Origin of the sequence: Kitasatospora sp. NBC_00070 (genome assembly GCF_045041205.1) — a bacterium.
Classification (GTDB): domain Bacteria; phylum Actinomycetota; class Actinomycetes; order Streptomycetales; family Streptomycetaceae; genus Kitasatospora.
Window position 1 is genome coordinate 197,628 of the sequence record NZ_CP108248.1, and the last position, 23,069, is coordinate 220,696.

Sequence of the window (23,069 nt, forward strand, 5' to 3'; positions counted from 1 at the left end):
GTCCATACGTTCATTCATGGGTGGTGCTGACCGAGATACCGACGACGAGCGGCAGCCCGCCGCAATCGGACAGGACGTGCTCCGTGGAGCCGGGCTTGCCCCGGTCGACTGACATCTCAGCGAGCCAAGGAGCCAAGCCGTAGCCGTGCTGACGACGCGGCAGAGGCCGGTGAAGGAATCCTCGTCGACATGACTCGGTTCTGAAGTCAGTGGAGAAGCTGCTCCACAGGCAGGGGAACGGTCCGGGCCAGTACCTGTACGCCTCCCCCGTCCGCAATAGTGCCCAGCAGTCTGCCTGCCCGTGTGGCTTTTCGGCACACCCGGATCTCTAGGGTGTGAACTGGCCGTTAGAAAGGTGACCGCTGTGACTGCCGATGCCATATCAGATGGTGAGACGGGAACCAGGGCAGGTCAGTTCGCGCTGGAATGCTGGTCGGGCGAGGCCGAAGACCACCGCAAGCATGCTTTCACCCTTCTCGTTGATGTGAGCCCCTACGAAGGCGAGTCCCTGATGCCTTTGGTAGCCGAAGCCCTGGGGCTGGACCCCACCGGAGGCTCTCTCACGCGTGCGATCCGCGCCGACACTCGGTTCCGCTTTAGCGACGATGTGAGGTTCCCCCGTTGTGCGGGTGTCGCTGATCAGCTGGTCAGGATGGGGTGACGGGTGTTCAGGTTCGCTTGTTCGGCCGTCGCCTGGTCGGCGTAGTGCTTCTCTTCGAACTCGATGGGGCTGAGGTAGCCGAGTCGTTTCTGGATGCGCCGGCTGTTGTAGAAGCCGTCGAGGTACTCGAAGAGCGCGAGGTTCGCCTCGGCACGTGTGGCGAAGACGCGCCCGCGCACGCACTCGGTCTTGATCAGCATCCACAGATTTTCCGCGAGGGCGTTATCGTAGGAGTCCCCGATGGAGCCCATGGAAGCATCAACTCCTGCCCGTAGTAGACGGGTTGTCAGCTTGATGGATGTGTATTGGCAGCCGTGATCGGCATGATGAATGAGCTTGCCCGGCTCGATCTCGCGACTGGCGAGTGCGTACTCCAGCGTCGTCAGGACCAGGTCGGCATCCGCGCGGGCTGAGGTCTCCCAGGCGACGACGCGGCGGGAGAAGGCGTCGCGGATCGCTGAGAGCCACAGCGGGCCCTCGCTGGTCGAGATCATCGTCAGGTCGGTGACCCACAACCGGTTCGGCGCCTGGGCTGTGAAGTCCCGGTTCACCAGGTCCGGGGCCAGGGTGGCCTTCGGATCGCGGCGCGTGAAGCCCTTGCGGCGTGGGCTCATGCCGGCGATGTCGGCTTCGCGCATCAGGCGCTCGACCCGCTTGCGGCCCACCTGGGTGCCCTCGCGTCTGAGGGTGGCGTGCACGCGTGGCGAGCCGTAGTTGCCGCCGGACTCCGCGTGAATCTCCTTGATCCTCCCGGTCAGCTCGACATCGCGGCGCCGCCGTTCGCACGGCTCCTTCTCGGCGCGGCGCCACCGGTAGTAGGTGGTGGAGGGGATGTGCAGTTCCCGAAGTACGCACTCGACTCCCAGGCGGGGGTGCTCGTCAACGAGCGCCGTCACCTGGGCCGGGTCGGGTCGAGTTGCGCCGCGAAAAACGCCGAGGCCGTCCGCAGGACGTCGTTGGCCCGCTTGAGCTGCACGTTCTCCTTGCGCAGGGCGGCGAGTTCGGCACGCTCGTCGGTGGTCAGCCGGTCGTCGCGTTCGCCGGCGTCCGCTTCAGCCTGACGGATCCAGCCGCGCAGAGCCTCGGGATGCACGCCGAGGTCGACAGCCAGCTTCTTGATCTGGGGCTTCGGCTCGGCGGTGCGATACATCCGCACCGCACGCTCACGCAACTCCAACGAGTATTTCCGGGGTGCAGCCATGGTCAGCGGTCCTCTCATGAGTCCCATCTGACCCGCTGTCAGCGCCTTCCGCATCTCGGGGGAACCTCAATGACCTGGTACGCCTGATGATGCCCGGGGGAGAATTCATCGAGCATCCGCCCGTCACAGAATGGCAGGATATCTGCCGGCGAAACCGCTACGTGCATCTGTATGTGTCCCACTTGAGGCTCGATGCCGGATCGGCTCCGCAGGAATATCTCCGCGCGATGGTCGAGACCAGGAATTTCAGCAGCGGGTTCATCCCGGTTGTCTGATCCGACAGCATTATTCCTTGAGCAGCGATTGGCCCGGGCGTCGGCGAAGCGGGTCGGGTCGACGCCGATCTCCGCCGGGACACGTTCGGCCAGCTGGACGCCCACGGCCGGATCAGCTCCGACCAGGACCACTACAGCATAGCCACCCTCCTCGCCCAGTCCGGCCTGCCCGCCGACTGGACCCCACCGGCCAGCTGAGCCCAGCCTGGATGGGTGACTTCTCCACCCGCTCAGGCTCCGGTCCCTGCCGCGCACCGCGAACGCGTTGCCCGCGGGCCGGCCCTCGATGACAAGCGCTCGGCCCCGCCGGGCGGCGCCCTCTCGGACGGCACGTCCGAAGAGCCGCGTCCTGGCCCGGGTCGCCGAACTGACGGCCACAGGCGGGCCGGTGCCACTCGGAGGGCTAAGGCAGCTCCTCGGCCGGTTCCACCAGGCGACCGCCCGCTACGACCTCCTGCGCGGCGCGGCGTCCTGGAGCGTCCGTGACCAGGCGTGCTGTCGGGCCGGGTGTGCTGGTCGCTGGAGTGTGCGAACGCGGCGGCCCCGTTGAGTGGCACCGGGCAGTGCGGGCGGGCGGCACGGCCGCCGTCAGGGCATCTTGGCGGCGGCTCGCTTGACCGCGTCACGGATCCGGGCGTAGCTGCCGCAGCGGCAGACGTTCTCGATCCGGTCGATGTCGGCGTCGCTGGGGTTCTCGTTGGTGCGCAGCAGAGCGACGGCGGTCATGATCTGGCCGGGCTGGCAGAAGCCGCACTGGGCAACGTCGCACTCCAGCCAGGCTTCCTGGACCGGGTGCAGGCGGTCGCCGTCGGCGAGGCCCTCGATGGTGGTGACGGTGCGTCCGGCGCAGTCGGCGACCGGTACCACGCAGGGCTGCACCTCGGCGCCGTCCAGGTGACTGGTGCAGGCGCGGCAGACGCCGACCCCGCAGCCGTACTTGGGGCCGGTGACGCCGAGCTTGTCGCGGAGCACCCAGAGCAGCGGCATGTCGGCGGGGGCCTCGACGGTCACCGGACTGCCGTTGAGGACGAACTGGTAGCTGGGCACGTGAAGGTCCTTGGGGGAGGGTCAGAAGGCGATCGGGAAGCTGCGCGGGCTGGTGCCCGTCGCGCGGGCGTAGGCGTTGGCCACCGCGGCGGCTGCCGCCGGGAAGCCGAGCTCGCCGGCGCCGCCGGGCGAGCCGCTCGGCGGCAGGAAGTGCGCCTCGAAGGCGAGCGGGCTGTGCCGCTGCCGGGCGTAGTGGAAGTCGGCGTAGCTGCCTTCGCGGATCGCTCCGTCGTCCAGGTGCACGCCCGCCCGTAGGGTGACCGAGATGCCGTCGGTGACGGCACCGAGCAGTTGGGCCTCCAGGCCGCGCGGGTTGATCACCCGGCCGACGTCGGCGGCCATCACGGCCTTGGTGACCCGGGGATTGGCCGGGTCGGTGGCGTCCAGCTCGATCAGGCAGGCCACCGCCGAGCGGTGTTCGGCGTGGTAGGCGACGCCCTGGGCGTGGCCGGGCGGCATCGGCCGGCCCCAACTCCCGGCCTGGGCAAGCTTGTCGAGCACCGCCAGGCCGGTGGTGCTGGAGATCCGGGCCCGGCGGAAGGCCATCGGGTCGCGGCCCAGGGTGCGGGCCAGCTCGTCCAGCATCACCTCGTCGGCGACCCGGACCATTCCTGAGTAGACGGACCGCCAGCTGCCGGTGGGGATCTCCAGCGGCAGCTCGGCCAGTTTCTGGGAGGCTGATCCGAGGTTGTAGGGGTTTTCCTGGGTGAGCTTGAAGAAGGTCTGCGAGAACAACGCGTCTCCGACCGGCAGGCTGGCCCCGGCGGCGCTGAGGGGGTCTCCGAGTCCGTGGCCGAAGTCGGTGCGGACGGTGGCGGCCCGGTGCTCGTAGGTGAGCACCTGGCCGAGGGCGTGGGTGGCCCGGATCCGGTGGTGGCTGGCGGGGCGGACCCGGCCGTGCCGGATGTCGTCGTTGCGGGTCCACATCAGCTTGACCGGCCGGCCTGTCATTTGAGAGGTGATCGCTGCTTCGATGGCGGCGTCGTGGAACAGCCGTCGGCCGAACGAACCACCGCCGCGTACGACATGGACCTTGACGGCATCGACGGTCAGGCCGAGCGTGTCCGCGATGTCCTTCTGGGCGGCAATCGGAGCTTGCAGGGCGGCCCAGATCTCGGCTCGGCCGGGGCGGACGTCCGCGATGGCGGTCAGCACCTCCATTGGTGCGTGGCTGACGAACGCGAAGTCGAACTCGGCCTCCACGCTGGCGGCTAGGAGGGGCGGTATCAGGAAGGGCGGGTTGACATCACGCAGCCCAGCTCGGACGTCCGCGTCGGAGACCCCGGCCAGCGGTCCGGGACGCCAGTCCACCCGGAGCGCGGCCTTGGCCTTGAGCGCTTGGTCGAAGGTCTCGGCCAGCACCGCCACGCCGCTCGGGATCCGGACGACGTCCAGCACGCCGGGCATCGCCCGGGCGGCAGTGGCGTCCAGCGAGCGGATCGTGCCGCCGATGGTCGGCGGGCGGTGCACCACGGTCGGGACCGCGCCCGGCACGTCCAGGTCGCCCGCGTACTTTGCCTTGCCGGTGACGATGTCGCGGGCATCGATCCGGCCGGTCGGGGTGCCGACCAAGCGCTGCGCCGCCTCCGCCTTGGGGGCGGTGGAGACCGCCGGGACGACCACCCGGGCGGCGGCGAGGGCGAGTTCACCGTACCCGGCGGAGCGGCCGTCGGGCGCGGTGACCCGGCCGCCGGCGGTACCCAGGCTGCGGGCGGGCAGCTGCCAGCGGAGCCCGGCGGCGGTGACCAGCCGGGCCCGGGCGGCCGCGGCGGCGGCCCGGACCGGCTCATAGAGCGAGCGCACCGAATTGGAGGCGCCGGTGAGTTGGGCGAACACCAACTCGGGGCGGGCCGGCGCGAGCGGTACCTCGACATCGGCCAGCTTCATGTCCAGCTCTTCGGCGACCAGTATCGCCATCGCGGTGGTCAGGCCCTGCCCGACCTCCAGGCGAGGGAGTTGGAGCACCGCCTTGCCCGCCTCGGTCACCTCCAGCACCAGCAGGTGCGCGGTCGACGACCCGGCCAGGATCAGCACGTCCCCGAGATCGACCAGCCGGGGCAGCGCCTCGGCGGGGTTCGCGTCGAAGGCGAGCTGGGCACCGACCGCGAGCGCGGGGGCGGCCACCAGGTAGGTGAGGAAACGGCGGCGGCTGGTCGGCTGGGGAGCGGCGGTGTCCTGCTCCTGCGAGGGGCTGCTGATCGGAGGGGCCTTTCCCGGAGGTGGGACGTGATGTCGCAAGCGCGAGGGGCAGACCCCTGCGACTCGCGGCAGCCTCTCAGCATGATCCGCTCGTACACCATCCCCGGGGCAGTACTTGTCTGCAAATGTGAGAGGAGGACGGGACCGGCCGTGACGTCGGAGGCGGCCGGAGTCACCCATTCGATGGAAGAGAGGATCGCCGGCCTTCGGGCGGGTGTGGAGGCTCTTGGCATCGCGGGGCTCACCTGGCGGTGGGCTTCCCGGGAGGCCGGGTTCGCCCGTTCAGCGGCGAGATGGGGTGGTCACGGACTCGGTGGAGGTGCTGCGCGCCTGTCAGCTTCGGGACGCGGCCTGGCACCATGCCGTCGTCTACGCGGAGTTCCGGGCCCAGGGACCGTCCGCTGGGTGAGCACGGACTTTCAACAGGCCGGGGCCGGTCTCGGTGCCCGCATGCGCGAACTGCGGACCGAGAGCGGCCAGTCCGGCCGGGCGATGGCCGTCCGGCTGGGCTGGCCCCAGTCCAAGGTCAGCAGGCTGGAGCCCGGTAGGCAGACCCCGACCCGCGCTGACCTCATGGCGTGGGCCGATGCGGTGGAGCGGCCGGACGCGGCGGCGGAACTGGTCGGCCGCCTGCGGACCGTTGAGACTCAGTACCGGTCGTATCGGCGTCAGTTGGCCGGGGGCGCGGTTCCGCTCCAAGAGGCGTACGCCGCACAGACGGCCAAGACCAGCGTCCGGCAGTCCGTTGACTCACACTGGCTCCCGGGCCTCTCCGGACCTCGGCGTATGCCCGAGCGGTGTTCTCTCGGTTCTCGGTGTTGCACCCGGACATCTGCGGCGTGGACGCCGCCGTGGAAAAGCGGATAGGGCATCAGGCTGTCCTCGAGATGTGGCTCGGCGACCTGTCGGACGGGGCGATCCACGCCCGGACCTGGGCCGAACTGGAGACATGTGCGGTCTACGGGCCGGAGGCCCAAGTGAGCACAGCCGTCCAGGGCAAGCGCCCTGACCCGTACGCGGAGTGCAACGCGCTCACGCTGCCGCCGAGGTGCGGGAGGTGATGCCAACGAGCAGACGGCCGAGTACCGGTAGGCCAGTCAGCGGGCCGCCGAGGGCCGGACGTCGCGTGCCGAGAGCTTTGGACCTACCTGACCTTCGTCGCGATCGTCCCGGGGACGCTGCTGGGCCTGCCGACGCGGTGCCGGTGGCCGGGCCCGGCACGTGGTCCGCGGCCTGCCTGCCCATCCCACCGGATACAGGCGACTACGGCCCGGGCAACAGTCCTTCCCGCCACTGGCCCGGTGTGGTGCCGAACCAGCGCCGGGCCGCACGGCTCAGACTGCTGGCGTCGTGGTAGCCGAGGCGGCGGGCCGCCGTCTCCAGCGAGCACCGGCCGGACAGCAGGCCCACGAGTTGCTCCCGTCGAGCGGTGTCGACCAGTTGCTGCCAGGTCGTACCCTCGTCCCGCAGGCGTCGCTGCAGACTGCGCACGCTGGTGCTCAGCGTGACCGCCAGATCGTCGATGCGGACGGCCGCAGCGGACCGGGATGAGAGCCACCGGACAGCGAAAGCGCTCGTGGCTCCCGGCCCTGGCAGGACGTCGAGTAGTCGGTCGGCGAGTTCCCTGTGCATGCCGCACAACTCGGCGTCCGCGGACGGCAGAGGTGCTGCCAGGTCGCCCACCGCCACGGTCAATTCGTCGGCGTCAGCGCCGAATCTGGGCGTCACCCCGAAGAGCGCCCGGTACGCGGCCGGGTCTCCCTGCGGTTCGTGCCGGAAGGTGACCCCGGCCGGGCCGAAGGGCCGGTCACGGAGCCATCCCGCCTGGACGACTATGGATCCCAGGATCGCGTCCACCTGCTGTGGCAGCAAACCCGGGCCCCCGGGCGGCTCGGCATACCGTATGACGATGCCCCCGCGGTCGCCCTGGCGAGTGCTCAGCACTCCGGCCTCACTGACCAGCCGCTGGTACCGCAGCAGGTACTCGAGTGCATGGCCCAGGGTGGGAGCGTGCAGGAACAGCAGGCCAAGCACATGAAACGACCCGGGCCGGACGGCTCGCGCCATCCGCAGACCCATCAACCCCTCCCCGGTCAGTTCCACGGCCCGCTCCCACAGCAGTCGCATCGCGTCGGCCCCGATCCGCCCGCCTGACTCGGCCAACCGAGCTTCCGAAACCACACCCTGCAGGAGCGCACCACCATCCTCACCCGCCGCCCGGACGGCACCGAGGAGGGTCCGCGCGTACGAGGTACTCACAGTCCGCGGACCAGTCATCAGCAGCTCCGTGGCATGAGAAGACAAGGAAGTCGGAGGCTATTGTCAATGCGGCGGGCCTCCTCTGTCACCAGGCTGGTGGATCACCACCAGACCACAGGAGGAGCAGGCCCACATGACGACCGTCAGCCGCATCGAGCTCTATCACGTCGCCTACCCGCTGCAATCACCGTTCCGTCCGAGCTGGATCCCCGGCTACCCCCAGACGGAGAACCGCTTCGACCTCCTGCGGGTCATCACCGACGACGGCATCGAAGGCTGGTCGGCCGGCCCGGCGCTCGGCCGCGAACGCGGCGGGTTGGGCGAGCTGCTCTCGCAGTACATGATCGGACTGGACGCGACCGACATCGACCTCGTTCAGCAGCGCCTGCGGGAGATGTCCTACCTCGGGCTGCGCAACCACTGGATCGAGCCCGCGTTCTGGGACATCAAGGCGAAGCTCGCCGGCGTTCCCGTGTACCGGCTGCTGGGCGCGGAAGGCGGACGCATCCGCCTGTACGCCTCGACCGGCGAGGTGCGCTCGCCCCAGGCAAGGGTGGAGGAGGCCGAGGCCAGGTACCAGGAAGGCTTCCGGGCAATCAAGCTTCGTGTGCACGACTTCGACGAATCGGCCGACCTCGCCCAGGTCGAGGCGGTCGTAGCCGCAGTCGGCGACCGCATGAAGGTCGCCGTCGACGCCAACCAGGCCTGGCGGGTGACCACGATCGCGGACGCCCCGCTGTGGGACCTGGCCAGGGCCAAGCGTTTCGCCGACGCCTGCGCCGACCTCGGCGTCGCCTGGCTCGAGGAGCCCCTGCCCATGGACGCCTACGACGACCTGGCCGAACTCACCCGCCACAGCAGGATCCCGATCGCCGGCGGCGAACTCCACACCGGCGGTCTGCCTGAACTGCGCATGATGATCGAGCGCCGCTGCTACAGCTATTTCCAGCCCGACGCCGTCTTCACGGGCGGCATCGCACAGACCCTGGAAGTGATCCGCCTCTGCCGGGCGGCCGGTCTCTCCTACACCCCGCACACCTGGACCAACGGCATCGGCTTCGCCGTTAACCTGCAGCTCATGGCCGTCGGCGGCGACCGTGCCCACGGCCTGCTGGAGTACCCCATCAACCCGCCCTCTTGGACGGTGCCGGCTCGCGACGCCATCCTCACCACCCCGTGGACCCACCAGGGCGGAGAACTGGAGCTCCCTACCGCCCCCGGACTCGGCTTCGATATCGACCACCAAGCCCTGCGCCGCCACGGCACCCGCTTTGCCTCCGCTGGCAAGTTCTCGGTGGCGGTGAAGGCCATCCGGGAGAAGGGCTTCCGAACGGCGCTGGAGATCAACAAGGCCCGCCGCAGTTGAGTACCGCACGGTTCGGTTCGGCAAGCTTCGCTCTGCAGCTCCCGTAGCTCGTCAAGCCGAAGGCTGGCCCAGGTGCGGCGCGCCCAGACCGAAACGGGCCAGACGGTGTCCCCCGGGGCGCTCAGCCTGTCGAGCAGTGCGCCCACCCTGGCGGCGGGCGCCTCGATGGTCCGGTGCTGGATATTGCGCACAACAGTTTTGTCTACGCCCCGACCGGCCGGGCCCAGCCCGCAGGCACCGGCAGGCCCTCAGGGAGACGGTCACGAATCATGATCGGTGCTGCTCTGAGCCTGGATCCACCGCGCGGGTTGTCAGCGGTGTGAGGGCTGGAACGAAGAGATGCCTTGTGACCTGGGATGATGGGAGTTCTCTAGGCTTCCATCGCACCGGATCAGCAAGGCATCTCGTAAGTGATAGTTTCCCATACCGCTTCGGCGGTCTTCGCATCGTTCGATGATCCGAATCTGCTCGCGCCCGCCGGTCTCGTTCCGGCGGTGCGGCTGCTGGAGCGGTGTGACCTGCCCGCTCTGGTCCGGGCGAACGTGCGGATCACCGGGTCGGCGCACGGCTCCGGCGCCCACGCGGACGCCAAAGCCGTCCAGGTCGTGGCCGGGATGCTGGCCGGCGCGGACAGCATCGACGACCTGGACGTCCTGCGACACGGCGCACTCCCGAAGCTCTTCGGCGGAGTGCGGGCGCCCTCCACGCTCGGCTCGTTCCTGCGCTCCTTCTCCTGGGGCCACGTGCGCCAACTGGAGTCCGCCGCCCGCGCGTTCACCTGCAACCTCGCCGCGCAGACCGGCCTGCTGCCCGGCGCCGACCAGGTTGTGTTCGTGGACATCGACTCCAAGGTCAAGCAGGTCTACGGCACCGCCAAACAGGGCGCCGGGCACGGATACACCAAGGTCAGAGGCCTGCACTTCCAGATCGTCACCGTCAAAACGCCGTTGTGCGCGCCGGTGATCGTGGCCACCCGACTGCGCAAGGGGGCGGCGAACTCCGGCAAGGGAGCCGCGTCCCTGATCGCCGAGGCCCTGACCACCGTGCGCCGGATGGGCGCGCGGGGTCTGATCGTCGTCCGCGCGGACTCGGCGTTCTTCTCCCACAAGGTCGTTGACGTCTGCCGCAGGGCCGGTGCCCGGTTCTCCCTGGCCACCGCCAACCGCAAGGAGATCCGGGCGGCCATCACCGCGATCGGCGAGGACGCCTGGACGGCGATCAAGTACCCGAACGCGGTCTGGGACGAGACCCAGGGGCAGTGGATCTCCGATGCCGAGGTCGCCGAGACCCAGTACACCGCGTTCACCGGCAAGGCCAAGAAGTACCACCTCACCGCGCGGCTGCTGGTCCGCCGCGTGAAACGGCTCAACCCCGCTCATGTCGCAGCCGGGCAAGGCGAGTTGTTTGCCACCCACCGCCATCACGCGATCTTCACCGACAGCACCCTCGGCCTGCTCCAGGCCGAGCAGACGCACCGCGACCACGCCGTCATCGAGCAGGTCTTCGCCGACCTGGAGGACTCCGCGCTCGGCCACCTGCCCTCGGGAAAGTTCACCGCGAACGCCGCCTGGCTCACCCTGGCCGCCATCGCCCACAACCTCACCCGCGCCGCCGGCCACCTGGCCTCGACATTCCACGCCAAAGCCCGCACCGGCACCATCCGCCGCCAACTCATCAACACCCCAGCCCGGCTGGCCACCTCAGCGCGAACTCTGACGCTTCACCTGCCGACCCGCTGGCCGTGGACCGAGGCGTTCAGCAGTCTGTGGACAGCCACCGGCCACCGCCTACGGACCTGACCGGCGACCCGCCCCAACCGCCCACGACACCGAAAGACCTCGGAGACCCCGCACCGGACGGCCACCCGGCACTCACCCCTGCCCACCAGCGGGAACCCACCTCGACACCGCCCCAAAGATCACCGCCGAGCACTCACCGAATGCCCGGCGGTGGATCCAGGCTGAGCGGGCTGCGCCTGCTCCTGTCCACCGCGCAGGCAGTTGCAGGCCGACGGGCTGCGGATGGCCTCGAAAGCGGCTCTGACATGTGCAGCCAGCTGATTGAGGCCGCTTCGCTTTCGGGGAGCACTACCAGACACGCAATTAGTGTGTCCTACATGATTTATCTCTGGTAATTCATCGGTGTAAGCTCCAACCTGTGGAGATTCCAGAGAAGAGGCAGGCAGAAGCCCTGAAAGAAGTTGCGCGGCTCGGCGCCGAGCGCGCTGCGGCCCTCTCCGAAGTGGACCGCGTCACCGCTGAGCTGCGGAAAGCCTCCGTGGCAGCGGCAGAGCTAGGTGCCTCACGCAGTCGCGTGCGGGAATTGGGCGGCATCGCCGCGACCACCCTCTACGGCTGGTTCGAAACCGCAGGCATCGAGGTCCAGGCGCGCCGCCCCCGGAAGCAGCCCCGCAGCGCCTGGGGACTCGATCGCACAGCAGGAGATCGCCCCACCCACCCGTCACTTTGAGCAAGCGCAGGAGAAGAAAGACCGCGAGTTCGGGATCGTGAAGAGCTATCTCGCCGCCCTGCGACTCCGGGTCGGGAACCTCGTCCGGAAGATCGACAGTTATTTCGCCGAACTGCGCGCGACGAACGTCACCCTCCTTGAACTGCTGCCGCGCCTCCTTGGCCGAGGCCCTCAGGGATGCGTGGCTGGGCAGCGTGATCAGTGGGCGGGCGCGCGGCTGGTGACACAGGTCGGCCCGGTGGTGAGGTACGTGACATGGGCGCCGGGCCGGCCCGGCGAGACGTGGCACGACAACGACTTCGCCGACGGCCACCCGCACGACGGCCGTCCCGGTCTCAGCCAGTCCAGTGGCCCACCGTGCACCACAACCCGTGAACAGAGCCAGCGACCCGATGACGGCACGCGCTCAACCTTTGAAGGACCAGGACGCTCTGCCCCGCGGCAAGCGATCTCGGCCTCCACCCGGTACCGCCATCGGAACACAGCAGGAGAGTCGGTCCGGTGTCCAGGTGTTCGTCGATGGCCCGGGCCGTGGGCGAGAGGCCACGTTCGAGAGGCTCTCCGTCCAGGAGGCCAAGGTCTCCGGTGACAGCACAGCGCCGAGCCGGTCCCCCTGACCGCCCAGGGCCTTGATCGCCACTCGGATCTCCGCTCCCGGCCGGTGGACCAGCCGCGAACCCCACCACCTACCCATGCTCCCGGCCGGGGCGGAGCGCGCCCAGGGCGACGTCACCATCTGCGGGCCGACGCCAAGCGGCCGCCGGGTGTGACCAGCCATGCAGGACAGCACCGTACGGGCCAGAACCGAAATCTTCACAGAGCCACCCACAGCGGTGGCGGCCCAGGTCTGCCCCCACGAGTGCCCCTCTGAACATGGAATCGAAGATGCTACCCGACCCAAGCTGGACAGTGCACGATCCAGAAATGAGTGGCCCCAGACGCGAATGCTGATGGATACCAATGTCGGGAGGAGATTCTGGGAAGTTCTGGCGCCCGGCGGGACCATCAACGACACGGTGCAAGCAAATACCGGCGAGTGGCGCACCACCGGGAGGCCGGGTACTCCAGCTTTCCTGACGTTGCCAATCATCCAAGAGTGGCGCTGAGCGAGCAAAAGCATCACCACGACGCAAAGCGCCCCGGCAGCTCGATGCGGGGCGGGTTTACCGATTCGGCGAGCGCCCGATGATCGGACTATCTTTCGGAAGTAGGGGAGCGGACGAGCAGAGGGCGGCACGCGGTGGTGGAGATCTGGGGCGAGGCGGCGGACGGTTTCGAGCCCGTACGGGAGGCCTTCGCGCGCAACTTCCGCGACCACGGCGAGCTCGGCGCGGCGTTCACGCTCTACCTGGACGGCCGCAAGGTGGTCGACCTCTGGGGCGGCGACGCCCGTCCCGAGGTGGGCGGCCGCCCCGACCCGGCGGTCCTCTGGACGGCCGACACGGCGCAGGTGCTCCGCTCGGTCACCAAGGGCCTGACCGCCGCCACCGCGCTGCACCTGGCCGGGCAGGGACAGCTCGACCTGGACGCCCCGGTGGCCTCGTACTGGCCCGAGTTCAAGGCCGCGGGCAAGGAGCGGATCCCGGTCCGCTGGCTGCTCTCGCACCAGGCCGGGCTGCCCGCGCTGGACGTGCCGCTGCGGGTCGAGGACGTGATCGCCTGGGAGCCCGCCGTCGCGGCGGTCGCCGCCCAGGCCCCGTTCTGGGAGCCGGGCCGGGCGCACGGCTACCACCCGTACACCTTCGGCTGGCTGGTCGGCGAGGTGGTCCGGCGGGCCGCCGGGCGCAGCGTCGGGCAGTACTTCGCCGAGGAGATCGCCCAGCCGCTCGGGCTCGACCTGTGGATCGGCCTGCCCGCCGGCGCCGCCCCCAGGGTCGGCCGGCTGGTCGACCTGCCCGCCCCCGAGGCGGCGCTGAACGGTCCGAACGGCCTCCGGCTGCGCCCCCGTAGGTCGGTGGTGGACGCCTACCAGGACCCCTCCTCGCTGACGGCCCGTTCGTTCGGCGCGGTCCGGCCCAAGGTCGACCTGAACGATCCGGCGGCGCAGGCCGCCGAGATCCCCGGCGCGGGCGGGATCGGCACCGCCCGTTCGGTGGCCCGGTTCTACGCGGCGCTGATCGGTGCCGCCGACCGGCACGGCGGGGCCCCCGGCGAACGGCTCCCGGCGGTGTTCGGCCCGGGTCTGCTGGCCGAGGCGATGGGCCCTGCGGTCAGCGGCCCGGACCGGGTGCTCATCATCAACACCGCCTTCGGCCTCGGCTTCTTCCGCCACGGCCCGAGCTCCCCGATGGCCTCCCCGGCCTCCTTCGGCCACCCGGGTCGAGGCGGCTCCCTCGGCTTCGCCGACCCCGACCTGGGCATCGGCTTCGGCTACGTCACCAACGGCATGCAGCCCGGCGTCACCGGGGACATCCGCTCCCGTACCCTCATCGCAGCGGTCCGCACCTGCCTGACCTGAACCCCCTTCGGCAGGCGGGGCGGCTCGTTCAGGCGGCGACGGTCGAGGCCGAGCGCAGCGGATGTCGCCGGCGACGAGCCGCAGCTGTTCGACGGCCCGGACGCCGCCGACCCCGCCATAGGACACGAAGCCGACCGCTTTGTTGTTCCACTCGGCGTAGAGGAAATCGATGGCGCTCTTCAGCGTGCCGGGGATGCCGTGGTTGTACTCCGGTGTCACGATGACGAACCCGTCGAACGAAGCGATCTTGGCCGCCCATTGTCTCGTGTGCTCATGCTGGTACTGGAGGCCGAAGGCCAGCTCCTCGAAACGCTCGATGAGAAGGAACAGAAAACGTTCCGGCCTCTGCTTAACCGGATTGCCTGCGACCTCCGGGACATGGACCCGGGCGCAGCAGACCCCTGCGACGTGGCCGAACCCGGGGCCCAGCCGTGCGTCAAGCCCGCAGGACCTCCGCCACACTCGTGATGGGGTCAGCCCAGCCAGACGATGTCGATGACGTGCAGACGCCCAGCCGGACGGTTGACCAGGTAGACGAGACTGAGCTGGCCGATGGAGGCGCAGCGCACGTCCTCGCCTTCGGGATCGGTCGCGTCCCACTGGGGCCATCCCCAGGGGGTGCGGGAGGCGATGTCGAGCAGGTCGGTGGCCATCTGCTGGGCGTGTGAGGGAAGTTCGGCGAAGGCCTTGCCTGCGCGCGGGGACAGGCGGGCGGGCCAGACGTGGTAGCTCACTGGCTCTTTCCGGTGAACTCGGACAGGTCGGTACCGTCTTCGTCGTCCATGCCGTTGGCGACGAATTCGTCGACCGCCGGTGCGCTGTCCAGCCGGACCTGCCAGGTCCGGACGACCTCGTGCAGCGGTGAAAGGTCGTATGTCTGGCGGGAGTCTTCCAGTGCCTTCGCCCAGTCCCGTTCGAAGGCCGGCAGCCAGCGCTCGGTCCGCTCGGGCCGCTCAGCGCGGATGCGGGCCAGCAGTTGGGCGGCGGCCCGCGGCGCCGGGGCCGGGGGCGGGGCGGGAAGATGGTCGGGCTGGGCGCTCATCGGGTCCTCCACTTCGTCGTCGGTCACGCTACGGCAATCCGCACGCACAGTGGCGGGCGCCGGCTGAATCTCGCGCCGCCAGCCAGTTCAAAGGCGCCCGGGAGCACCGATTCTGCGGCCGGAGCCATGATCGGGCGTCCGACTCTGGTGCCTTCACAGCAGTGCCTGTCCGTCAGTTGCTCTGGAAGGACAGCCCCCGCTGCTCCAGGTACCTGCCCATCCCGTGCTCGGCCACGCGTACCCGGGAGAGCATCGCGATCAGGCCACCGATCGCAGGCCGCCTCCACAACTGCCCGCCCGGGCCAAGGTCTGCGGGCTGGTGGTCGAGCACCACTTGCCGGACACACCGCAACCTGTCCGGGGCCAGCACCTGGTGCTTGGTGCTCGCCTGGCCGTCGGCCGCGTCGGCCGGAGACCAGAGCTTCACTGCCACCGGCCTGCCACGCCGCCCACCAGTCGGCGGCCGACTCCGCACTCACGTCCAGGAGTTCAGCTACCGCCCGCCGCTCGCGTCCCGCTCGAACCGCTGACACGGCCCGCATCCGCAAAGCCTCCTGCACATCCGGCGACAAACTACCGCGCATCCCCAAGCGGATCCGCCACGCCCCGATCAACAAGCCCGGAACCCTACCGGTTCGGGTCGGTATGAGAATCCGATCGTCCTCATCCAAGTACCCGGGAAACGCCAGGCGGCGATACCACCGCGCCGACCGGTGGAACCGCCCTCCTTATACGCTTTCCGGGCCTCGGAATAGCGTCCTCATGAATACCATGAATTCCTTATGGTATCGCCATGATATTGAGGCACCTCACATGTCTGGTTCAGCCCAGAGAACATGCCCCAGTATTTCCGGCCAAGACTGTGACAGCCTTGGCCGCCGCAATGCCTCCCCGGAAAAGACGGAGCCGTCGCAGTGACGGATCATCCGAGGGGGGAACGCCGATGATGCTTCTGCAGGAAGAGCCGACAGGGGCCTTCACCGGCGCGCCGTCCGCGCCGTCGGCGCCGACGGTTGGGATGCGTTTGGCGCTGGCCTGTCGCCAGGATATCCCCCCGTGACCAGCGCCTCGCGCACCCGCGCGGACGTGAGAATGGCAGATTCGGTAAACAATTGCCTTCCGTGGACAGATTCCTTAATTGACCCGGGGGCCCATGCGGAGCACCACCTCGTGTCCTCAGCGTTCCGGAACTGCTCGCGCCACAGGTCAGCGGCCTGACTGCGGAGAACTCGGAGTCGCATCGTTCGTTTTGCGAGCCCGCATCACGCAGTTCAGAACCCTGGACTCACTTGCTGCAGATAGACCTGTCTGTCTACAGTTCTGCGTGCTGTGGCCCGCGTGGTGGTAGCCGCAAGTCCCCCCTGGCGCCTCCGACTGAGATGGCGCAGGGGATCCGGGAGGAGAGAAAAATTAATTCAAACTCGCATGCGCCAGTGGAAAATGTCAAGATAGATCTTGACGGCCATTCATTTGACGCTCTTGCCGCTGGGGCGAAAAGTGGCGAACTTGTCCTTTTGCTCCATGGATTCCCCGAATTCTCCGCAATATGGGACAATGAGCTTGATTCCCTTGCGAAGGCCGGCTTCCGCGCGCTTGCGGTTGACCAGCGAGGGTACTCTCCGTCCGCCCGTCCTGCGGCAATCGAAGATTACTCGATAGAGAACATGGTGTCCGACTCCCTTGGGTTTGCCGACTCTCAGGGCGCAGATCGCTTCCATCTGATAGCGCATGACTGGGGTGCCATGGTTGCGTGGGCTTTGGCCAGCGCACATCCAGAGCGGATTCTTTCCATCAATATTTTGTCCACCCCGCATCCGCTCGCCCTTCAGAATGCACTGAAGGCGGGCCCGGAACAGCACAAAATGCTCAGCCACGTTCCCTTCCTGCGCCAGCGTAATGGCGTGCCCGAAGCCGCACTTGCCAGTGACGGCGGTGCACGGATTCGCCAAGGCTACGCTGGCAGAATGCCGCGGTACCTGGAGGACGAGATCGTCCGCCGACTCCTGGAGCCGGGCGCCCTTGCTGCGACACTCAACTGGTACAGGGCAATAGACGAGGACCTCTCAGTACCAGCTGGCCGCATCGCTGTCCCCACCCTTTATATATGGGGTGACGAAGACAGCGCGTACGGCCGGAAAGCTGCTGAAGATACTGCCCGATTCATCGATGCGCCGTATCACTTTGAAATCCTTGAGGGGGCCGGGCATTGGCTTCCCCACGAGTCCTCCGAGACCATCAATAAGCTTCTGCTAAGTCACGTTCGGGAAAACAGCGAAAATCAATTGAAGTAGAGAACTCCCTGGATGCTGAACAGTGCAGCCTGGTCCCGCAAAGGCCCGGGGATCAGGTCTGTCCTCATGGGACGACTGGATCACTTTCCCGGCCGGAGGCCTTGGATGTTCGCCAGCTCGTCGAAATGACCGAGAAATCGATCCCACACGCCAATGCCAGAAAAGCAATCGCCGGATCCCGCACTGGCACAAAGTCCAACGGTATTGCTACCGGATCCTCCACCGCTCATCGCGATGAAGAAGTACACATAAGATTGAGCATCTTAGCCGAGCTGAGTACAGCTCCGGCAAGGGAGGTCGGCTGCGCTCCACACTGGAGGCGCTGATCGGGCCGTCCCTGGGATTTTATCTCAACCTCGGTGGCCCCCCCCGGGCTGCTGATGGGATTATTTCCGGGACAGCAGAGGCGGCCGTTCTCCACTCTTCGAGATGTCGAGCTCAAGAAGTGCGAGAGAACGGCTGCCTCGTTTGCCCCGTCGCGTCCTTCGGTGCGTGCTCTCGGCGTGCCGGGCGGAGGCCACGCGTAGCGAACCCCACTCGGGCCTTCGCCCGGTGCGGCGAGAGTGCGTGCCGGGCGGCGCGACGGGGCAAACCGAGCCGGGCACGGCACTAGGGAGCGTATTTGGTTGTGATCAAGTGGAGCTTCGCGTGAGGTCCTTGATCCAGATAATCGAGGCGCGGAGGTGGAGGCCGGCGAGGTAGCTGCCCGGAGTCTTGTCGTAGCGGGTGGCGATGCCGCGCCACGCCTTCATCCTGTTGATCGCGCGCTCGACGGTGTTCCGCTCCTTGTAGAGGTCGGCGTCGTGGCTGACGGGGCGGCCGCCTCCGGAGCCCTTCTTCTTCCGGTTGGCGGCCTGGTCCTTCTTCTCCGGGATGACCGCCTTGATTCGGCGTTTACGCAGGTGGGCGCGGTTTCCGCGGGACGAGTAGGCCTTGTCCCCGGCGACCGCGTCCGGCCGGGTGCGGGGACGGCCGACGGGCCCGCGCACCCGCACCCTCTTCAGAACGGGGATGAACTGCGGGCTGTCCCCGGCCTGTCCGGCGGTCAGGACAAGTGCAAGCGGACGGCATCCGCGGTCCGCGGCGAGATGAATTTTGCTGGTGAGTCCGCCCCGGGACCTGCCGAGCAGGGCGGCCTTCAGTCGGAGTCCGTGCCGACGCCGGATGCGTCTTCGCTCCTCTCGCGCGGGATCGCTTTCGGCCTCCTGCCCGCTTTGTTCTTCGAGGCCGCCCCCTTTGACCTAGCCTTCTCCTCCTCGGCGGCGGCTTTCTCCAGGGCGGTGACGACGTCCCCGTCGAGGTGCATGCCGGCCGCGTCGTGGTGGGCCCGGGCGGTGGTGGAGTCGATGCTGACCAGGGACAGATCTACCTCACCGCGCTTCGCGGCTTCCGCGATCGTGCCCTCCAGCAGGGCCTCGAAGACCCCGGCGTTGCGCCACTGCCGGAAGCGGTTGTGGACGGTCGACCAGGCGCCGAACTCCGTCGGCATCTCCCGCCACTGCCCGCCCGTCTTGAACCGCCAGATCACACCCTCGAACTGCTGCCGCAGCCGCTCGGGGTACGGGCCGTACTCGCCGATCGGCAGGTACGGCTCGATGAACTCCCACTCATCATCAGTCAGTTGAACTCGCGTCACGCAAGACGGTCTACCGGACCGGGCCGTGCCACGAAGGCACATCCCACAGATTGATCACGACTCGATACGCTCCCTAGAACAGCGGGACCCCGGCCCGGACCAGGCGCCAGGTGCCGCCGCCGAACTCGGCCGGGTCGATGACACCCTTGGCCTTCACCCAGCTGATCATCGTGTTCCGGATCTCCTCCGAGTTGGACCACGCCACCGGGGCCTTGGCCACGTGCGGGAAGTTGCCGCCGCCGTTGGCCCGGTAGTTGTTCACCGCCAGCACGAACTGCGCGGCCGGGGCCACCGGGGCGCCCTCGAAGGTCAGGTTGGTGATCCGCGAGCCGACCGGCTGGGTCAGGTCGATGTCGTAGGAGACGCCGTAGATCGAGTCGTAGTTGTAGTCCGGGGTGTTCGCCTGGTTGGTCAGGGTGGCCAGGTCGACCGGGGCGCCGACCGCGAGCTGGGCGAAGTACTTGGCGGAGTACTCCAGGTAGTCCTTGACCTGGGCCCCGGTCAGCACCCGGGCCTCCAGGGTGTTCTCGTAGATGTACAGCCCGGCGGCGTCCCGCAGCTTGACGGTGCCGGCCGGGATCACCGCGGTGCGGTTGAACGGCGCGGCCTGGGCCAGCACCGGCAGCGCGGCGTACGAGGTGCCCGCCAGGGCGGCCTTCACGGTGTCCGCCTGCACCCGGCCGATCAGGTCGATGATCGGCACGTCCTTGAACGGGGCCTCGGCGATCGAGAGTTCGGCCTTGCAGGTGCCGATCACCTGGTTGACGTAGGCGACCGTCTTCTTGTGCTGCTTGTCGATCAGGCGGACGATCCCGGCGTCCTCCGGCACGGTGTTGGAGTTCAGCACCCGGGAGGTCACCCCGGTCACCGTCCACTCGCCCCGGGCGTACTCCACCTCGAAGTCGAAGCAGGTCAGCCGCTGGCCCCAGGCGAACGGCTCGGAGAGCACCACGGTCTTGCCGGTCTCCCGGTTCACCACCAGGCGCTGCGGGATCTCCTTGTGCGCGTGGCCGACCAGGATCGCGTCGATGCCGGGCACCGCGGCCGCCAGCTCGCCGGAGACGTTCTCGCCCCAGGGCAGCTGGTCGCCCCAGGAGCTGGGCTCGTCCACGCCGGAGTGGCAGGCCACCACGACCACGTCGGCACCGGCCGCGCGGAGCCGGGGCACGTACTTCTTCGCCTGCTCGACGATGCCCGGGAAGACCAGCTGGCCGGTCACGTTGGCCTTGTCCCAGATCGCGATGCCCGGGTTGGTCAGGCCGAGGATGCCGACCCGCAGCGGCCGGCCGCTGCCCAGGTGCATCTCCTTGATCACGTACGGCGGGAAGGCCGGGCGCTCGTTCTTGGCGTCCAGCGCGTTGGCGCCGAGCAGCGGGAAGTCCAGCTGGCGCTCGAAGGCGCGGAGCAGCGGGATGCCGTAGTTGAACTCGTGGTTGCCGAGCGCGGCGGCGTCGTAGTCCAGCGCGTTCATCACCGCGGCCATCGGGTGGACCGGTCCGCGCTTCCCGGTGATCGGCTCCACCCGGGCGTAGTAGTAAGCGAGTTGGGTGCCCTGGATGGTGTCACCGGCGTCGATCAGCAGGGTGCGGTGGCAGCCCTTCTCGGTCCGGACCTGCTTGACCAGGGTGGCGATCTTGGCCAGGCCGACGTCGTTGTGCGCCTTGTCGTCGTACTCGGCGTCGGTGAAGTAGTCCCAGTTGAGCACCCGGCCGTGCAGGTCGGTGGTGCCCATCACGGTGAACGTCTGCTTCTTCGGGGCCTTGCCGCGCTGCTCGGCGGGCGCGGCGGCGGCCGGGGCGGCCGTCAGCAGCGGCAGCCCGCCGGCCAGGGCGGCCCCGGCGGCGGTGACCGCCGAGCGGGCGACGAAGTCACGACGGTTCAAGGACATGGACGACTCCAACGTGGGGCGGACGGTCCGTCAGCAGGGGTGGTGACGCGCGTAGAAGTCTGCCCGCAAAAGTCCGCGCGGAACAGCCCCCGGCACGTTTCCAGCAGGTGAGAACCACAAGACCCGCACATCACGCCCGCCCGCAGGGACCTGTTCGCCGAGGATGCCACCGGCATCGGCCCGACCCCCGGGACGGTCGTCCCCAGGAACCGCGAAACGGGGCCAGAGCAGGACGACTCAGCCGGCTTCCGCAGGCGCTCGGTGCAGCTTCCGACCAACAGGCTGACAGGTCACCGGGAACGATCGGGCGCTACCGGCAGCCACGCATTGGCTTGCCCCCAAATCGGTTCGGCGGCGAAGGGGTGCCAGCGGGCAGGCGTCTGGGCACCGACCTTGCCGGCCTGGGCCCGGTCCTTCTTGTGGAACCAGGCGTGAGCGGCGCGCGGGGGATGCCCGGCGGCAGTGGTGTTTCCGCAGCGGGCGACGAGCCCGGCCCAGCCCGGGCTCATCGGCGGGTCCTCGCCGGAAAGCTCGCTTGTCGCGGTGGTACTGGGGGTGGCGCGGATGGTGTCGCGGAACTTGATGGCGACCTGGGAGTCTGGGCGGCGCCGCTTTTCCAACTCCGCCCCCGCGCGAGACGCACTGTCCGAGCGTGGCCTACTCCAGCTGCGAATTGTGGAATCCCCGCAGCGCTCCGTAGCGCGGTGCTTGAATATGGCGGAGCGCGATCTCATAGACACAAGGAGTGGCATGGGCGTCAGCACCACATACCTCAGCAAAGCGGAGATCCAGGACCTGCTCGGCATAACCTCCATCGGCATGTGGCGGCTGCCCCAGCAGCACCAGAACTTCCCCGCCCCCGAGAGGCACCCCCACCGCAACGCCTTCGACGCCGACACCGACGCCGGACAGATCTGGGACGGCACCGCCGTCTACGAGTGGGCTGCCGAAACCCCGCAGTTCCGACACCGCGGCGCCGTCCTGGCCCGGCCACTCCCCGCCCAGCGCGGACCTGGGCAGCACCTCGGCTACCGCGACACCCCTCTTGGTCCCGCCAGTGACTGGCACACCGCAATCGGCGTCATCCGCATGCTCCACACCACCGAGCGCGGCGCCGCTTCAGCGATGGCTACTGAACTGGCCACCGAACGCAACCACGAGATCACCACCGTGTGCGCCCTGTACGGCGATATCGGCTACTCCGGCCCCGCCCTGGTCGCGGCCGACACCGCCCAGCCGAGTATCGAGTACGAAGCCTCCTGGGGCACCGCCGTCGCGCTCGCCGGACAGCCACTCCCCTGGTGGCCCGGGCTGCTGCGTCGGCCCGCCGTCATCCGCATGTGGTCCCCGGGCGCCCCGGCCGTCACCGCAGACCTTCCCGCAGACGACCGGGAGACCGCACTGCGGCTCGCGGCGCACACCCCCGGCTTCAGCGTGGAAGCCCGCGCCGTGCTGACCGACATGGCCAACGTCATCCGCAACCAGCGGGTCGGCAAGGTTGAGATGGAAATCGAGATCTTCGGCAAGCAGCGCCCAGGTCTCTCGCCCACCCCCATCATCATCGCGGCGAAGCACGTCGCCACCGCACACCCCATCGACGTCCTGGAAGACAACGACCTTCGGCGAGCTGGCTGGAGGGAAATCGCCCGCAGCAGCCAGCCCGACGCCGTCGCAGCCACACATATCGCTCTGGGTTGGGATTCCACGTTGCTGCCCTACGGACGCTTCACGGATGTCCGCGCAATGGACAACACGATCGTGGAATGGTGGACGCGAAGGCTCACCATGTGCGACCCGACCGCCGCACACGCGACCCTCGCCGAAGGCAAAGCCGTCAAGGCATTCTTCACCGATCCCCTGACCGACATGCCGGCCGTCCGGACCAAGGACGACGGGGACAATCGCGCCAAGTGGCTGTTCTACGCCCCGCTCTCCCTTCCAGCCGGCCGGGGCGAGCTGGCCTCCGTTGTCCTGGACGGGACCGTGTGGATCACCACCGCCGACGGTCAGGTCCACCCCGCTCCCTGCACACCCAACGAACACCTGTGGTGGGGCGACGGATGGGGCGACCGGCCCACCGAGGCAGCCCACGTCGTCAACCTGCTCCTGGACAACCTGAGCGCACCCATTACCCTCCGGAATCACTGGCAGGATGCTCCGGCCGGCCTCACCGCCCTCTTCAGCGAGGAGCACAAGCCAGGGACCGAGCTCACCCGAGCCACTCTCCTCCGTGCCAGGACGAGGCCTTCGGTGGGACGCCGCTGACTGCGGGCCGTT

The 23,069-nt window shown here is 68.6% G+C and carries 18 protein-coding genes and 4 pseudogenes; 8 read left to right on the top strand and 14 right to left on the bottom strand.

What is annotated here, in order from left to right; translation table 11 throughout:
* Positions 1-19: 19 nt before the first annotated feature.
* The 5 genes and pseudogenes from OHV05_RS35920 to OHV05_RS35940 form a co-directional block, all read right to left on the bottom strand.
* A pseudogene (locus OHV05_RS35920) lies at positions 20-109 on the bottom strand (IS5/IS1182 family transposase); the annotation flags it as partial.
* Between the two features lie 530 nt (positions 110-639).
* The gene (locus OHV05_RS35925; protein WP_331730083.1) at positions 640-1,557 is read right to left on the bottom strand and encodes an IS3 family transposase; all 918 of its coding nucleotides are present in this window, start codon (positions 1,555-1,557) and stop codon (positions 640-642) included.
* Positions 1,554-1,862, bottom strand: a complete 309-nt coding sequence (locus OHV05_RS35930; RefSeq protein WP_331730085.1) for a transposase — start codon at positions 1,860-1,862, stop codon at positions 1,554-1,556. Before OHV05_RS35930 ends, OHV05_RS35925 begins: the two co-directional genes overlap by 4 nt.
* A gap of 863 nt (positions 1,863-2,725) precedes the next feature.
* Positions 2,726-3,184 (bottom strand): (2Fe-2S)-binding protein, encoded by a 459-nt coding sequence (locus OHV05_RS35935; protein WP_331730202.1) that lies wholly within the window; start codon positions 3,182-3,184, stop codon positions 2,726-2,728.
* A 21-nt stretch (positions 3,185-3,205) separates the two neighbouring features.
* Complete coding sequence (locus tag OHV05_RS35940) at positions 3,206-5,422, bottom strand: molybdopterin cofactor-binding domain-containing protein (protein WP_331730203.1); 2,217 nt, start codon at positions 5,420-5,422, stop codon at positions 3,206-3,208.
* Between the two features lie 453 nt (positions 5,423-5,875).
* Here OHV05_RS35940 and OHV05_RS35945 point away from each other — a divergent pair, with 453 nt between their 5' ends.
* On the top strand, positions 5,876-6,250 hold the full coding sequence (locus OHV05_RS35945) for a helix-turn-helix transcriptional regulator (protein WP_331731153.1): 375 nt from the start codon (positions 5,876-5,878) through the stop codon (positions 6,248-6,250).
* Positions 6,181-6,444 (top strand): hypothetical protein, encoded by a 264-nt coding sequence (locus OHV05_RS35950; RefSeq protein ID WP_405021754.1) that lies wholly within the window; start codon positions 6,181-6,183, stop codon positions 6,442-6,444. The genes OHV05_RS35945 and OHV05_RS35950 overlap by 70 nt, the downstream gene beginning before the upstream one ends.
* A gap of 202 nt (positions 6,445-6,646) precedes the next feature.
* Here the strand turns inward: OHV05_RS35950 and OHV05_RS35955 are convergent, their stop codons facing one another.
* Positions 6,647-7,660: an AraC family transcriptional regulator gene (locus tag OHV05_RS35955; protein WP_331730205.1), complete on the bottom strand. Its 1,014-nt coding sequence runs from the start codon at positions 7,658-7,660 to the stop codon at positions 6,647-6,649.
* Between the two features lie 115 nt (positions 7,661-7,775).
* Here OHV05_RS35955 and OHV05_RS35960 point away from each other — a divergent pair, with 115 nt between their 5' ends.
* From OHV05_RS35960 to OHV05_RS35975, 4 genes are all read left to right on the top strand, one after another.
* Positions 7,776-9,008 (top strand): mandelate racemase/muconate lactonizing enzyme family protein, encoded by a 1,233-nt coding sequence (locus tag OHV05_RS35960; RefSeq protein WP_331730206.1) that lies wholly within the window; start codon positions 7,776-7,778, stop codon positions 9,006-9,008.
* 410 nt (positions 9,009-9,418) lie between these two features.
* Positions 9,419-10,807, top strand: coding sequence for an IS1380 family transposase (locus OHV05_RS35965; protein WP_331730207.1), 1,389 nt, complete (start codon positions 9,419-9,421; stop codon positions 10,805-10,807).
* Between the two features lie 358 nt (positions 10,808-11,165).
* Positions 11,166-11,477: a hypothetical protein gene (locus OHV05_RS35970; RefSeq protein WP_331730208.1), complete on the top strand. Its 312-nt coding sequence runs from the start codon at positions 11,166-11,168 to the stop codon at positions 11,475-11,477.
* Positions 11,478-12,717: 1,240 nt separating this feature from the next.
* A complete protein-coding gene (locus OHV05_RS35975; RefSeq protein ID WP_331730210.1) occupies positions 12,718-13,935 on the top strand; it encodes a serine hydrolase domain-containing protein in 1,218 nt (405 codons plus the stop codon).
* Positions 13,936-13,977: 42 nt separating this feature from the next.
* Here OHV05_RS35975 and OHV05_RS35980 read toward each other — a convergent pair.
* The 5 genes and pseudogenes from OHV05_RS35980 to OHV05_RS36000 form a co-directional block, all read right to left on the bottom strand.
* A pseudogene (locus tag OHV05_RS35980) lies at positions 13,978-14,397 on the bottom strand (NADPH-dependent FMN reductase); the annotation flags it as partial.
* An 11-nt stretch (positions 14,398-14,408) separates the two neighbouring features.
* The gene (locus tag OHV05_RS35985) at positions 14,409-14,669 is read right to left on the bottom strand and encodes a hypothetical protein (RefSeq protein WP_331730211.1); all 261 of its coding nucleotides are present in this window, start codon (positions 14,667-14,669) and stop codon (positions 14,409-14,411) included.
* Complete coding sequence (locus OHV05_RS35990; RefSeq protein WP_331730213.1) at positions 14,666-15,004, bottom strand: DUF6247 family protein; 339 nt, start codon at positions 15,002-15,004, stop codon at positions 14,666-14,668. Before OHV05_RS35990 ends, OHV05_RS35985 begins: the two co-directional genes overlap by 4 nt.
* A gap of 145 nt (positions 15,005-15,149) precedes the next feature.
* Positions 15,150-15,404 (bottom strand): hypothetical protein, encoded by a 255-nt coding sequence (locus tag OHV05_RS35995; protein ID WP_405021755.1) that lies wholly within the window; start codon positions 15,402-15,404, stop codon positions 15,150-15,152.
* Positions 15,405-15,429: 25 nt separating this feature from the next.
* Positions 15,430-15,561 (bottom strand): annotated as a pseudogene (locus OHV05_RS36000) (helix-turn-helix domain-containing protein); the annotation flags it as partial.
* A gap of 849 nt (positions 15,562-16,410) precedes the next feature.
* On the opposite strand from OHV05_RS36000, the gene OHV05_RS36005 reads away from it, so the two are divergent.
* Positions 16,411-17,268, top strand: coding sequence for an alpha/beta fold hydrolase (locus OHV05_RS36005; RefSeq protein WP_405021634.1), 858 nt, complete (start codon positions 16,411-16,413; stop codon positions 17,266-17,268).
* A 632-nt stretch (positions 17,269-17,900) separates the two neighbouring features.
* Here the strand turns inward: OHV05_RS36005 and OHV05_RS36010 are convergent.
* The 3 genes and pseudogenes from OHV05_RS36010 to OHV05_RS36020 all read right to left on the bottom strand — a co-directional run bounded on the left by OHV05_RS36010 (position 17,901) and on the right by OHV05_RS36020 (position 21,412).
* Positions 17,901-18,904, bottom strand: a pseudogene (locus OHV05_RS36010) (IS5 family transposase).
* Between the two features lie 73 nt (positions 18,905-18,977).
* Complete coding sequence (locus OHV05_RS36015) at positions 18,978-20,792, bottom strand: 5'-nucleotidase C-terminal domain-containing protein (protein WP_331730216.1); 1,815 nt, start codon at positions 20,790-20,792, stop codon at positions 18,978-18,980.
* Positions 20,793-21,082: 290 nt separating this feature from the next.
* On the bottom strand, positions 21,083-21,412 hold the full coding sequence (locus OHV05_RS36020; protein WP_331730218.1) for a hypothetical protein: 330 nt from the start codon (positions 21,410-21,412) through the stop codon (positions 21,083-21,085).
* 130 nt (positions 21,413-21,542) lie between these two features.
* Between OHV05_RS36020 and OHV05_RS36025 the strand changes: the two genes are divergently transcribed.
* Positions 21,543-23,057 carry a hypothetical protein gene (locus OHV05_RS36025; protein WP_331730220.1) on the top strand — a complete coding sequence of 505 codons (1,515 nt, stop codon included), beginning with the start codon at positions 21,543-21,545 and terminating at the stop codon, positions 23,055-23,057.
* Positions 23,058-23,069 lie beyond the last annotated feature (12 nt).

Coding starts and splice junctions, on each gene's coding strand:
- OHV05_RS35930 (WP_331730085.1), bottom strand. CDS start 1,862: ATGGCTGCACCCCGGAAATACTCGTTGGAGTTGCGTGAGCGTGCGGTG.
- OHV05_RS35945 (WP_331731153.1), top strand. CDS start 5,876: ATGGCCGTCCGGCTGGGCTGGCCCCAGTCCAAGGTCAGCAGGCTGGAG.
- OHV05_RS35960 (WP_331730206.1), top strand. CDS start 7,776: ATGACGACCGTCAGCCGCATCGAGCTCTATCACGTCGCCTACCCGCTG.
- OHV05_RS36015 (WP_331730216.1), bottom strand. CDS start 20,792: ATGTCCTTGAACCGTCGTGACTTCGTCGCCCGCTCGGCGGTCACCGCC.
- OHV05_RS36025 (WP_331730220.1), top strand. CDS start 21,543: ATGGGCGTCAGCACCACATACCTCAGCAAAGCGGAGATCCAGGACCTG.
- OHV05_RS35955 (WP_331730205.1), bottom strand. CDS start 7,660: ATGACTGGTCCGCGGACTGTGAGTACCTCGTACGCGCGGACCCTCCTC.